General features: G+C 36.1%; 11 protein-coding genes. All 11 read left to right on the top strand.

All coding sequences use genetic code 11. From position 1 onward, the window contains the following. Positions 1-4260: DUF4474 domain-containing protein (locus DW938_RS13535; RefSeq protein WP_118125433.1), on the top strand; the 4260-nt coding region annotated here is incomplete at its 5' end. A 56-nt stretch (positions 4261-4316) separates the two neighbouring features. Beyond that, entirely contained in the window at positions 4317-6068 is a 1752-nt protein-coding gene (locus DW938_RS13530; protein WP_118125431.1) for an ankyrin repeat domain-containing protein, read from the top strand. An 85-nt stretch (positions 6069-6153) separates the two neighbouring features. Then, positions 6154-7929, top strand: a complete 1776-nt coding sequence (locus DW938_RS13525; RefSeq protein ID WP_118125429.1) for a hypothetical protein — start codon at positions 6154-6156, stop codon at positions 7927-7929. 281 nt (positions 7930-8210) lie between these two features. Further along, complete coding sequence (locus DW938_RS13520; protein WP_118125427.1) at positions 8211-8648, top strand: sigma factor-like helix-turn-helix DNA-binding protein; 438 nt, start codon at positions 8211-8213, stop codon at positions 8646-8648. A 447-nt stretch (positions 8649-9095) separates the two neighbouring features. Further along, positions 9096-9332, top strand: coding sequence for a hypothetical protein (locus tag DW938_RS13515; protein WP_118125425.1), 237 nt, complete (start codon positions 9096-9098; stop codon positions 9330-9332). Next, a complete protein-coding gene (locus tag DW938_RS13510; RefSeq protein ID WP_118125422.1) occupies positions 9313-9657 on the top strand; it encodes a type II toxin-antitoxin system PemK/MazF family toxin in 345 nt (114 codons plus the stop codon). Before DW938_RS13515 ends, DW938_RS13510 begins: the two co-directional genes overlap by 20 nt. Continuing rightward, positions 9650-9808: a hypothetical protein gene (locus DW938_RS14865; protein WP_181979785.1), complete on the top strand. Its 159-nt coding sequence runs from the start codon at positions 9650-9652 to the stop codon at positions 9806-9808. Before DW938_RS13510 ends, DW938_RS14865 begins: the two co-directional genes overlap by 8 nt. A 12-nt stretch (positions 9809-9820) precedes the next feature. Then, positions 9821-9940 (top strand): DUF3789 domain-containing protein, encoded by a 120-nt coding sequence (locus DW938_RS13505; RefSeq protein ID WP_118125420.1) that lies wholly within the window; start codon positions 9821-9823, stop codon positions 9938-9940. A 71-nt stretch (positions 9941-10011) separates the two neighbouring features. After that, complete coding sequence (locus DW938_RS13500) at positions 10012-11559, top strand: recombinase family protein (protein ID WP_118125418.1); 1548 nt, start codon at positions 10012-10014, stop codon at positions 11557-11559. A gap of 98 nt (positions 11560-11657) precedes the next feature. Continuing rightward, positions 11658-12602 carry a recombinase family protein gene (locus DW938_RS13495; RefSeq protein WP_181984460.1) on the top strand — a complete coding sequence of 315 codons (945 nt, stop codon included), beginning with the start codon at positions 11658-11660 and terminating at the stop codon, positions 12600-12602. Continuing rightward, positions 12550-14179 (top strand): recombinase family protein (locus DW938_RS13490; protein ID WP_147342400.1); only part of this gene is annotated, 1630 nt, incomplete at its 3' end. The genes DW938_RS13495 and DW938_RS13490, both read left to right, overlap by 53 nt.

The raw sequence follows: 14179 nt of genomic DNA, 5'->3' as shown, positions 1-14179 counted from the left end.
TCTGCAGAAGCAAATTCATATTCTATTGCAAACGACATTACAACAACCCCGATAGCAGCCAATGAAACGAAAACATTTGGATTCAAGGCTTCAAAGGAAAATGGAGTAACAGCAGAAATATCCAACTGCATAGTAAAAGGAGTCACTATCAACGAAAACTTTGAAACTCTTGATTTACTTGAAACGGGACTTGTTCTTACTGCTTATGCACAGTATAATCAAGATGAAAGCGCAATTGATATTTACTGGAATACTACCATACAGAACGGTAAGTTTGAGATCCTGGAGTCCGATGACAATATAAAATACAGTAAATTAACTGAAACGAGTGATTTTATGTTTTACAGCTATAAAATCACAGAAAATTTCAGTGAAAAATATTTTATTGTACGTCAGACAACTAACGATGGCAGAACTGCAGAAGCTGATTCTATTCTTATCTCAAACAATGGAAACGGCTACTCTGTTGGTTTTCCAGACAGCGATAATGACGGAATTCCGGATTATTTAGAAAAGGACATAGGGACCGACCCTCAAAAAGCTGATACCGATGACGATGGACTTTCAGACTATGAAGAATTTTATTTGACAGGCACTGATCCAACGGTTTACGACTCTATGGCGAAAGGTATATCAGACGCTGACGCAGATTCTGATATGGATGGTTTGAGCAATAAAGAAGAATTGAATATTAAAACTAATCCTCTGCTTGAGGATACTGATAAGGATGGACTAAGCGACGGAGCTGAATCTCTTATATATGGAACAGATTCTTTAAAGTACGATACTGATGATGATGGTATTAGTGACGGTGATGAGATAGCTCTTGGGCTTGATCCTTTAAATCCGCAGACTTTTGATGTGCCAGATCCCGAATATATTTTTGAAGTTGATGTTCCTTCTGATACAGCAAGCTTTGCAGATGTTAATACCGATACAAATCCTTTTGAGGTGTCGGTTAAAATGAAAGCTGCAGGAAATATTCTGTCAAATCTTGATGCAAGAGAAAGCCTTTACTCAAAAGCAATGACAAATGATGCAACTTTAGGAATTTGTCCTGAATTTATTTACGATGAGGGTTGCAAAATTGAAGAAGCTGTGATACAATTTAAAATAGATGATGAGTATGCAGTCGAAGCAGATACTAAAAAGGCTGAAGATTCTGAGTTCTATGGAATAAAAAAGTATAGTATTTTCAAATTCTTTGAGGATACAGGAACGCTCCTTCCTGTTACAACCGAGATCAATGAGGAAAACAATACGCTCAGCACAACTGTAGATTCCCTTGGTTCTTATTGTGTGATTGATATGGAAAAACTTTTGAATGATTGGCTTGAATCTGAAGCAGAAACAGAGGAACAGCCAGAAGTATTTCAAAGTGTACGTTCATCAGTTATGTATGTAGCTATGCAAATGGTGCAGAACGATACAGGTGTTCCTACCACAGAAACTAAAACTCACATCAAGGAAAGTGAGCCTGTTAATGTTTTCTTTTTCTTAGATAATAGAAACGCAGTAGGAGAGAAAAACTTTGCTTTGGCAAAGGAAAGCATTATATCCGCTTCGGATATAATTTTGAAGAAGTCCTCAGATGCACACATTTATGTTATTTTATGTACAAATGCAAAATCCGATGCAGCTTATAAACTGATCGATGGTAATTGTGCCGATGACAGCTTTACAGATATTTCGAGTCTTGAAGGAGAACTTGACTCCATAACTCTCAGAAGCACAAATACTTTATCGGATAATTGTGTGCTTTCCGACTCATTAAATTATGCTTTAGATAATTATGATAAAGACAGAGCCACATATTGTTTTTATCTTTTTAATCAAAAAAATGTATTATTTCGTGAATCAACAGGACGTAGTTATTTAAGTGAAGCAAAAACGGCAGGCTTTAATGTAAGCATTATTTCAGAAATTGATAAGGCATACATAGACGGTTATGCTATTGATCTCTATAAAGAAACAAATGGCGTTCATATTAAAAAGTTTTCAAACTTTTCAAATGACATTCTTAAGCATATGTACAGTTCAGTTCCGGTAATTGATGACGATACTGAAACATATAATATGCTGTTGGCATCAGGTTTGCAGAAAGTAACACTCGATGCGCCTATAACCGAGGATTATAAGGAAGCAGCTCTGGATATGTGGAATAATCCTAGTTCTACTAAATATTCAGATTATGTCGATACAGATGAGGATGGTTTGTATGATTTTCAAGAGATAGATTTTATCAGTGACAGAATCAAATTTGTAGACGGAAAGGTCAAATTGCCATCGTTTCAGGATTGTCTGGACGAAAAAGATGATCTTTTCTATGTTGAAGATGGGTTGAGCAGATATATAGCTCAGATTGAAAAAGATGATTCGATGATTAACATGACTGATCTCAAGCATAAAATTTATGATAAGACCTATTTGCTGCCGATTTTGTCTGATCCTACAGATGAGACGGGCGATACTGACGGAGACGGATTTGTTGATTATTATGAGTATAAATGCCATGAAAACAGAAATACCTCAAATGATGAATTAAGTCTCAATTATCTAAATGGTCTTAAGTATAATAACTGGGAGGCAAAAAGTGATATTGGTCACTTGACTCGAACTGCTGGATTTAGTTATGATCCAAAACAGAAAATCTTATATTCAGACGCAACTCCTATTCAAAGGTTTTTTGGATTTAGCCGTACTGTAGATTTGGCAGCAGATCTGGTACTTAGCAGTTCTATTTATTGTGATCCTATATATTTCTACTATGATGGCAAAGAATACTTACTTGAACTTTGGAAAGGCCAATATGGTCTTATGACAGGAGTAGAAGTTGGACTTTATTATAGAAATCCGTGTATGGTTAGTAAAACGATAAATGTTTCAGAAGTTCTGACACAGATTTCTGATATTATCGAACAATATAGTGATGATATAGATACTATGAGAAGAATCTTAATGGCTGATTCTACTATTGCATATATTTGCGAATTAGTGAATGTTAATATATGGGTTGCAAATTCTGCTGATATTGTTTCGCTCATAACTAAAGGTTTAGAATATTTGGGAATCGTTGATGAAATTCAAGTTTTAGACTATGATGACGATATGGAAAAATGGTATCGATGTGTTGAAGATCAAGATATGATTTCTGTTAATTACGAAGTTTATAGAGGTGATAAACTCTTATTTGAAAGGAATGCAACACATTGGTGGACTACTGGCTTTGAGTGGGGAGAATTTACAGAGTATGAAAATGAATTAAATGTGAAAATAAAAATTGATTTCAATAATGATTATTTATGTGAAGCATTTATTAATGGTGGTTATTATCCTGAAGGTATTCAAAGGGCTAAACAACAAGAAGCCGATGAAAAGCAAAAACATGGTTTAAAAACAGCAATTGAAAATAGTATTAATTCCGGTAGTTATCCTGACTACGAATATAATGGTGGATCGATTGTAGAAATAACATATAGCGATTATATTATTTCTAATGAACCCAGTACAGACACGGGGCAAGTACAAGGTTCCTCTCAAAAAAACCTTATACAAGGAAATAATAAAGAAATGATAAAAGTATATAACCTTGCTAAGAGTAAGGCGGGTATAAATTATTCGCAAGGAGATGTACTGTATACAAATGATCCTAATCTTATGACTATTGAAAATTTCGTTACTGCGTTTTTAGAATCAAATTTCTTAACATCAGATGGATATTTAAATTGGTTAAAACATAGTATGAAAATGGGTGTATTAGGCTTGACAGAAAATAATGAAATAAGGTTTGATTTAAATCTTGCTTATAATTTACTATCAGGTCAGGTTTCGCTTGCTTATGGACTAGACAATATATCAGATACACTATTTCCATTGCTTACTTCAGTATTAGAATTAGGCGATCAAGGCATAACTACTGCTTTTTCATGTATATCGGACCTTTTCAGTAACACGGTCAAAAATATTGATATATATGAAATCTCAAACGGAGAATTATCAAAAGCAAGTAAGGAATTTATATCTAGTCTTTGCAATGAGTTGAGTAAGGTTGCTACTCAAAAATATTCATATTCAGGTAATGGGGAAGCTCATTATATATATGAATACTATGATGATTGGTATACTGAATATACTGGTGCATATGGTATTATGAACGAATATGGTTACTCTGAATATTTATATTCCGTAAATCATATGCTAGGTTTGAGCATGGCAGCAAAATTTGTTGTAGAGAGAATAAGATTACTAGATTTTGCTTAAGAAAAATAAGCCTTGGTACAGGTTGTACCAAGGCTCAATTTTAAGGAGGAATCTTCATGAAAAATATAAAAAGAATGGTATCTCTTTTCCTTTCAGGAATTATATTATTTTCTCTTGTTTCCTGTAGCTTGAAAGATAAAGTGAAGGAAATATCAGGTTTCTCGGATGCAAGTAAGATATTTCAAATAGCATTGGAAAACAAAAATGTAGAATTACTTAATGAAGTAATAAAGGAGTATCCGGATTACGATATCAATAAATGTGAACAGGGCTCATCATTGGCCAAGGCTTTATTTAACAATGGTGGTCGTGCTACAGATTATGAAAATATTACTTTTTCGAGAGCTATGCTAGATGCAGGAGCTGATCCAAATGTAAAATCAACCAATGGAGATTATCTGTTAATAACCACTTGTGATAATGATTTTTATTGGGCAACCGAGCTACTTGTGGAATATGGAGCAGACCTTGAAGTAAAGAATGATTTAGGATATTCTCCATTATATTTAGTTATGGCTAATTTCTATGGAGACAGCGAAGAAAATCGTATCAAAACCGCTAAATTTTTCGTTGATAAAGGTGCTGCAGTAACCACAGACCTATTTAATATAGACGAAAACAAAGATGAGGATCTCAGATATCATCATATAGGAGCATCACCTGTAGTATCAAATTATCTCATGAATATACTTCATGAAAAAGGTGAAGAAACAAATATGCCAAAGGCTATGGAATATGCTATATCCGGTGATCTGGATAAAACGATAGAATATATTGAGAAGGGTGAAGCTCTAACAGATAAAGAAAAGGAATTAGTATTCGATTATGCTTCATATTTTGGAATGCCGGATGAGTTTGAAACAATATGTAGATTAACAGAAATGCAAATTGATAAAGTTAATATGGAACGAATAATACAGTGCGGAAATCTGGATATGATACAATATTTGATAGAGAAATGTGGCTTTAAACTTCAAAGTGAAAAAGTAAGTCCTTCACAAGAAAACTATCTTAAATTAGCTGTTTTATTTGGATATTCTGATATTTTTGATTATTTATGTAATCACAATGCTTATAACCCGGGAGCGTCTGTTTTATTGGAAAGTGCGTTATATAACGGGAACCTTGACTTGTTTAAAAAAGTATATGAATATGAAGCTCAATCAACAGATATAACCGAATTGAATGAAATTTACAATTTGGACGGTTACTATCTTAACGGAAAGCTGGATTTTATAGATTACTTAATGAGTGAGAAAAATCATACTTTTGAATGCTATTCATTTAAGAATATTGATTTTGAAACAGCAAGATATCTTTATGAAAAAGGCAGACCTTTGAATATTACCGATCTTGACTATGCTATATGTCATAATGATATAGAGTATATACAGCTTGTGTTAGACAAAGGTGCCGACATCAATCAGAAATGCTATAGTTTTGATTACAGTAACTATGTTTCAAATTATAAGGAACAGGTTTCTCAATACGATAATTTCACAAGTAAGCATATATATTATGAAAATATTACTGAAAAAAACAAAGAGTTACCTACAGCCTTTAGTTACCTATTAAATAAATGTAATAGTGAATGTATAAAATTTATGATAGAAAACGGTGCAGAAATTCCTGATGATATTTTAATTTATGCATCGGAAGCATCAAAAGCTGTAAATCAGATACTTTTTGATAATAATGCAAACACTAATATAGATTTTTCTAATGTAAAAGGTGTAATGCGAAAAGATTATTCTCTGGAAAAATATTATAGATCAATCGGCCGGAGTGATCTTTTAGATTTATTGTAAAACGAATAAGATTACTAGATTTTGCTTAAGAAAAATAAGCCTTGGTACAGATTGTACCAAGGCTCAATTTTAGGAAGGAATCTTCATGAAAAATACAAAAAGATTGGTATCTCTTTTCCTTTCAGGAATTATAATATTTTCTCTTGTTTCCTGTGGTTTAACAGATAACATAAAGAACAAAATGATTGATAGCGATTCAAAGAATACTTTTTCTTATGCTGTTAATAATGGGAATCTTGAGCTATTTAAGGAACTTTGCGAGAAGTACCCTGATTTTGATTTGGACTCTATTTCATCTTCCAACACGCTTTTAATGAATCTGCTTTATACAGCCAACTGCCCAAGAAATATAGCTTATCAAATGGCTGATATAGCTTTGGAAAATGGTGCTGATTTATATATGTCAACCCCTAATGGCTCATCATATATTTATAATTCAGTTACAGATTACGAAGCAGTAGGTGTTGATAATTTGCAATACCTTTCCAGTAAAGGAGTAGATCTAAGATCTGTAGATGATGATATTTTAGGAAATCTATTGGAATGCTGTATTGATAACAACGTTAATAACCTTAATAGTTTTAAGGTTTTTGACTATTTAACTAACCAAGGGCTTACCGTGCGCAAGGAATTTATTGAAAAAGAGGGGTTGGAATCAAAATATTATAAATTTATCCAATCACCCAAAGCTATTCAATATGTAGTTTCACAATATGTAGATAACGGTGGAACGCTTGATCTGCCGAATTATTTGACATATGCTATAACAGGAGATATTGAAAATGCTCTTGAAGCGGCAAAAGACTCTGCAATCAGCGATGACGAGTTTGAAGTATTATTCACATATACACAAGCTTTTGGCACGGTAAAACAATACGAGGAGCTTCTCGGGATATATGGTGAAGAATGGAGCAAAAATCCTGCTGTAAACGCTATAGTCAGCTGTGATAATGCAGAAATGCTTGAATATTTTATCAAAGATATAATGGCACTTGAAAAAACTAAAGAATATAATCTGAACACAGATTGTTTTGATGTGGCGGCATATTATCATTATTATGATATTTTTGATGTCTTGATAAATAATGGCTACGATCTTTATGATGATTTTCTTGAAAAGCCATTATACGGAATACTCGGTTCATGTATTTGCTCTAATGATTACGACTTTGATGAATTTCTAAAGCTGTATGACTATATGGAGAAAAAGCATGAGCCGATAAACGAAAACTATGCCGCAAATTTATTCTCGGATAAAATTGATCTGAAAAGCGCAAAAAAATATATAGATTTTTTCATTGATGAGAAAGGAATTGATTTTCATTTGCTCAGTGCATCTGATGTTCAATATGATGTAGCTGAATATCTATATAAAAAAGGACGAACTTTACAGGCATATGATCTCTCCGACGCGATCAGATCTCAGGACTTAGAGCTGATAAAGCTGGTACAAAGCCAAGGCGCTGACTTAAATCAACTATGGTACGATTTTAAAGACGGTGATGAATGGTCGAGAGAATTTGACCAATGTCCGGAATACACCGAACAGCTAGAGGATACAAGCCACCCGAATTTCACCCCAAGACCGAGCAATTTTGAGATGAATATTAATTCAATAAACAGCGAGATAGTAAAATATCTTATTGACAACGGCATGGAAATACCCGATAACGCTTTAGAAACAGCGGTTTATGCTTCTAAAGCCACGGTAAAGGTGCTTATAGATGCGGGAGCTGATACTGATTTGAAGTTTGACAAACTTGAGCCTGCCAATGGCGGCGGTATCGTTCAAAAAGGCGATTTTGATCTGGCTGATTATTACAAACATTACGACAGAGACGATTTAGCAGAACTTCTTTAATATTGTTTTAAGGCGGACAACTAATGTTCGCCTTATTTTTTTTACCATTCACTCCGAATTAGCTGCTATTCACTCTAAAACTATATGAAAATAATAGATTTTACAATATAATAAATTCACAGAGCAGATTATATTAAGCATTGCTCTGACTACTCCATTTTGCTTAAAGCTGAAATGGAGTTTTTTTATGTCCATTTTTAAATACTGGCAGCAATACATAGCTAAATATCCGTAGCCTTCGTTTTGATTCAAAACAAAAAAATCAAAACGGAGGAATAAAAATGAGTAAGAAAACGATAAACGTGTATGACACCATTACAGGTCAGATAGTTGAGGTTGAAGTATCGCAGGAGGTGTACGAGGAGTACAAGAGAGCTGGATGGAGAGAGGAGAAAAACAATAGCTCGTTTTTTAAACATGAAATACAGTTTTCCATTCTGATCGGCGGCAAGGATGGTGCTTTTGAAAACTTTCATGAGTTCATTTCCGATAGTGACCCGACAACAAAAGCAGTAATTGAAAAAATACTTATTAAAGAAGTTCTGACTGCCCTTGAAAAGCTGAAAACATCTGACCGCAGACTTATCGAAATGATATATTTTGAGAATCTTACAGAACGTGAGTGTGCCAAAGAATTGGAAACCACGCAGCAAAATATACACAAGAGAAAGGAACGAATTTTGTACAAGATTCACAAACTTATAGAATTTCAAAAATAAATGGTTGTCAAAGTCCTTACATCGTTCCGTATACAAGTGGAAAGAAAAATCCATGCATCTTGACAATAGAATATCAACTCTGCAAGTACGTTGATCACATGGCCGGTATGAAATCTCGGCAGCCAAAGAAACCATACGCCAAGACCCCGAAAGGGTGAGCGATAAATGTGATGTTTCAAAATTCGGAACAGCTTTCAGGAACGGCGATGAAACGTGTGAGGATAATGATACTTCCCAGTAGGGGCTAAAATAGCGGGTGAAATGCCCATGAGACCGATAAGCTGTCGGTCGCTTGTAGAGTTCCGCCGTGACGGGTATCGAGGATAAATATCGCGGAAAATCGTCTGAAATTTACGAATCAGACGAAGGCAAAACGAATATAAGGCGGTTTGCGTGTTTTGCAGACCGCCTGTTACATATAAAATTTAAAGGTTAGGAGGCCGATATATGAATGATAACGATATGCCTGAAAAATCAGATATTCAACTGAAATACAATAAATTTGGAGTTAATATTCCTGCTCCTACAATCAGATTATCGAAGAAACATTCATGCTGCGGCTGCGTGTGGTATGTCAGAGATACAAATGTGCTGTTCTGTCCGTTTCATAGCTGTATAAGGAATAAGAAAGTTTTTGAAACTCTAAAGAAAAAGGTGAAGGAAAATGCTGATCAAACGAGGTGATATCTTTTACGCAGACCTTGATCCGGTTGTCGGTTCAGAGCAAGGCGGTGTTCGTCCCGTACTGGTAGTGCAGAATAATGTGGGCAATAAGCATAGCCCAACGATTGTAGTGGTGCCGATTTCTTCTGTTAGAAAAAAGGATCTGCCTGTGCATATTCAGATAAGATGTTCAGGACTGCCTAAAAATTCAACTGTTCTTGCTGAACAGATTCGCACTATTGACCGACGAAGGCTGCAAAAATATGCAGGATCTTTGGGCAGAGAGTTTATGAAAGAGATCGATAGGATTTTAAAGATAAGCATAGGAGTGGATTTTGATGACTAAGTTCGGACAGGCAGAGTATAACGACTTTATGGCAAGGATATTCGCAGATAAGCTTGATAAACTTCTTAAAGAAAGCGAAAAGCAGAATTACATCAACAGAAATACAGAAGATATATACAAAGAATTTGCGTCGTCAAAAGACGCAGCTTAAGGAGAAATTGAGATGTTAGGATTTATTATCGGAATATTTATCGGCGGAATTATTGGAGTGTTTGCAATGTGTCTGTGCAGAGCAGCCGCAGAAGCCGACAAATGTATGGATTTCACAGATTCGGAAGAATAAATTTATTGGGTTTGGTGATTCAAATTCAGAAAGATTTGTGGTATCCTTGTTGGTAAAACGGAGGTGAGAAAATGCCAACGGTAACGATAATACAGCCGACAATATCAGAAGAGCAAAACCATAAGCTCCGCTGTGCTGCATACTGCCGTGTATCATCAAACAGCGAAGATCAGCTTAATTCCTTTATGGCTCAGACAAGATACTACGAGAAAGCTTTTGAAAAGTCTGACAGAGAACAGCTTGTTGACATATATGCAGATGAGGGAATAACAGGTACTCGTAAGGACAAGCGTGATGAATTTCAGCGAATGATAAGCGACTGCCGCAAAGGTAAGATAGACAGGATATATACAAAGTCTATCAGCCGATTTGCCCGAAACACCAAAGACTGCCTGAAAAATATCAGAGAACTGAAAAGCTTAGGCATAACTGTGCTGTTTGAAAAAGAGAATATCGATACTGCCGATATGACTGACGAGATGATGATAACTATTATGGGCGGTCTGGCTCAGGAAGAATCGACTTCTATTTCACAGAATTTGCGGTGGGGTATAAAAAAACGAATGGAAAACGGAACGATAAAAATGTGTAAAGCAGCTTTTGGATATAAGTTGGTCAATGGTGAGCTTGTTTTGAAAGAAGATGAGGCGGAGATCGTTCGAAAAATCTTTGAATGGTATCTTAGCGGAGCAGGTACAACGCAAATAGCTAATAAACTTAATTCTATGGCGGTGGAGAAATACGGTAAAGAATGCCATTGGACATCTGGAACAGTATGCACAATGCTGAAAAATGAAAAGTACATTGGAGATCAACTATTTCAAAAGCGATACACAACAAGTGTTCTTCCATACAAAAGAGTTTACAATAGAGGCGAACATGCAAAGTATTATTATAGCCAAAGACATAAACCCATAATTACAAGGGAAGTTTTTTATAAGGTGCAGAAAATCCTGAATGAGCAGAAAAAGGCTCATAAGGGCTTTCAGCACAAGCATATATTTTCAAAGAAAATATATTGTGGAGAGTGCGGGACAATTTACAAGTTGAAGAAAAGTAAGACAGAAGCGTGTTGGGTGTGTAGAAATCACGACTATGATTCAGCAAGTTGTTCGATGAAGAGAGTATCTGAGAGGAATATTAAATCAGCGTTTGTGAAACTGCATAATAAATTATTATATAACTATCGTCAAATATTGACGCCTCTAGCTGTAAACTTAGAACGAGTAAATTTGAAAAGTTTAAGTAACAATACAGATTTACTTGAAATTCACAAGCAAATCGCTAAACTGAAAGAACAAACTCACGTTCTTGCAAGGTTGAAAACAAAAGGCTTTCTTGATAATGCAAAGTATCTTGAACAAACCACAGCGCTTAACTCAAAAATAGCAAAGTTCCAGACCGAAATAAAGAAACTGAACGTCAGCGATGAAGAAGATGAGACTCTTGAACAGCTTGATATGCTTATAGGATATTTTGAAAAGCGGCAGAAACTTATGGTAGAATTTGAAGAATCAGCGTTTGAGAGTATTGTCGATAAGATAGTAGTAAAAGATCAGAATGAACTGGAGTTTCACTTGATTGGTGGATTAGAACTTACGGAAAAAATATGCTCTTGATGTCTTGTATATCAAATTGCAGGGCATTTTTTGTTGGTATTGATACTGGACTTTTGCAAAGCTTTGTGGTATCATTGTCGATTGAAAGGAGTGAGTTTATGCCTAAAAACAGAATTATCCCATTCGGGTACTGTATGAAAAACGGTGAGATAATAACCGAGCCCAAAGAAGTCTATGCCGTTGTTACAATATTTGACGAGTATCTGGAAGGCAGAAGTTTGTCAGAGATCGCAAAGCTTATGCAAACAGAGAAAATTCGCTACAATGCTGTTTCGGATAAGTGGAACAAAAATATGGTCAAGCGGATCATTGAAAATGATAAGTATTTAGGCAATGATACATACCCGCAGTTGATCACCGAGGATATTTTCAAGAGAGCAAACGAAAAGCGAGTAAAGAAATCAACAACCATAAATTTGATATCCGATGATTTACAGAAAATCAGAAATCGTACATACTGTACCGAATGCGGTCACAGACTTTCACGGATAGGCGGCAACTCAAAGTATGAGCATTGGGATTGCAGAAATCCAGATTGTTACAAGCTTGAATATAGGCTTACAGACCAAATGATAATAGGGGCAGTTCTGACTGTTCTGAACTCGGCAATAGCTAATCCGAGTTTGTTGGAATCCGGCGGCGAGATAAGCACATATTCACCTACTGCCGATGTGATACGAAAACAGAATGAGATCGATCAGATGACAGATTCTCTGCAAGTGGATTTTGACAAAGTTAAAGCGGAGATTTTCAAGCTTGCGGAAATGAAATATGACTGCTGCTCATACAATGAAAGTCCGCAGAAAACAGACGAGCTCAAGGAATTGCTTAAAGGTCACGAACAATTAAATATGTTGGATATTGGCTTATTCAAAGCGTGTGTTTCACGAATCTGGATAAGCCATTTTTGTACCATAGAGGTCGAGCTTATCAACGGAGTAAGGATCAAGAATATTACTGAAAAAGTCAAAACGTCAAGGAGTGAAAACAATGTCCACAGCACCCAATGTAACGATAATCCCTGCGAAAGTGCAGACAGCTGAAAGTCGCAGTAAATACCACCAGTTAAGAGTTGCCGCATACTGCCGAGTATCTACGGCTCAGGAAGAACAGCAGAACAGCTATCAGGTCCAGATCGCATATTACACCGATCTTATCAACAGAAAAAAGGAATGGACGCTTGCGGGGATATTTGCAGACGGGGGTATAAGCGGAACTCAGACAAAGAAAAGAACCGAGTTTAACCGCATGATAAGAATGTGCAGGAACAAAAAGATAGATCTTGTGATCACCAAGTCAATATCAAGATTTGCCCGAAATACCGTGGATTGCCTTGAATATGTAAGACAGCTTAAAGACTTAGGGATCGGAGTTATTTTTGAAAAAGAGAACATAAACACCTTAACTATGACATCGGAATTTATGATAGCTCTGTATGGAAGTTTTGCTCAGGCAGAATCTGAATCCATAAGCAAAAACGTAAGCTGGGGCAAAGAAAAAGCCTACCGTGAGGGCAAGGTGCAGTTTCAGTATAAATATCTGCTTGGGTATAAAAAAGGTGAAGACGGAAAACCGGAGATAGTACCCGAAGAGGCTGAAACAGTAAGGCTGATATATACGCTGTTTCTCGACGGATACAGCATGAGCAGGATAAAAAAGCTCCTCGAGAACAAAGGCATTTTGACTTCACAGGGAAAGAAAGTATGGAACGAATCACTTATCCGCAGCATTTTGAAAAACGAAAAGTATGCAGGCGACGCACTTCTGCAAAAGACTTTTACCTCAGATTGTATCACTCACAAGATAGTTAAAAATCACGGCGAACGCCCGATGTATCTTGTGACAGATCATCATGACCCCATAATCGACCGTGACACATACAATAGAGTTCAGCAGGAGCTTGCAAGGAGAAGTTCAAAAAGAAAGGTATCAGATAAAACTATCACCGAACAAGGAAAATACAGCAGTAAATATGCACTTACGGAACTGCTTATCTGCGGAAAATGCGGCACGCCTTACCGCCGTACAACGTGGACTTCAAGAGGGAAAAAGTTAATAGTCTGGCGGTGTATAAGCCGGCTGGAACATGGCAGAAGATATTGCCCCGATTCGCCCACGATAAAGGAAGAACAGCTCCACAAAGCCATAGTACGAGCAATAAATAACTACTACTCTTGTGGTAACGACGTTGAAAAAATCTTAAAAGCGAATATCAGCAATGTGATTGAATGTCATGGGCAGGAAGAGATCACAGCGATCGAAAAAAGGCTTAAAGAGATCGACAAGGCAAGAAATGATCTGATAAGTCTCATAGCAACAGGCGGCTGTGATGAGGACAAGCTGGACAGCGAGTTTGAAAAGCTGTATGAGGAAGAGCAAAGCCTGAGTGAAAGACTTGCAATGCTGAAATCAAAAAATCAAACTTCCGCCGAAACTCAAGCCAAGCTTGATAAGATAATAGATATGATAGAGCATGAGAAATTCGAGCTGGAAAAGTTCGATAATGTACTTATCAGAAAGCTGATAGAATGTGTGAAGGTTCTGAGCAAGACGGAGATATTGTGGTTTTGTCAATATCACTTGACACATTTTATTCGAACAAGAATTATGCAGCGAGAAA

It is taken from the genome of Ruminococcus sp. AM43-6 (assembly GCF_003461785.1).
GTDB classification, from domain to species: domain Bacteria; phylum Bacillota; class Clostridia; order Oscillospirales; family Ruminococcaceae; genus Hominimerdicola; species Hominimerdicola aceti.
This window is presented reverse-complemented; position numbering and strand designations above follow the sequence as displayed.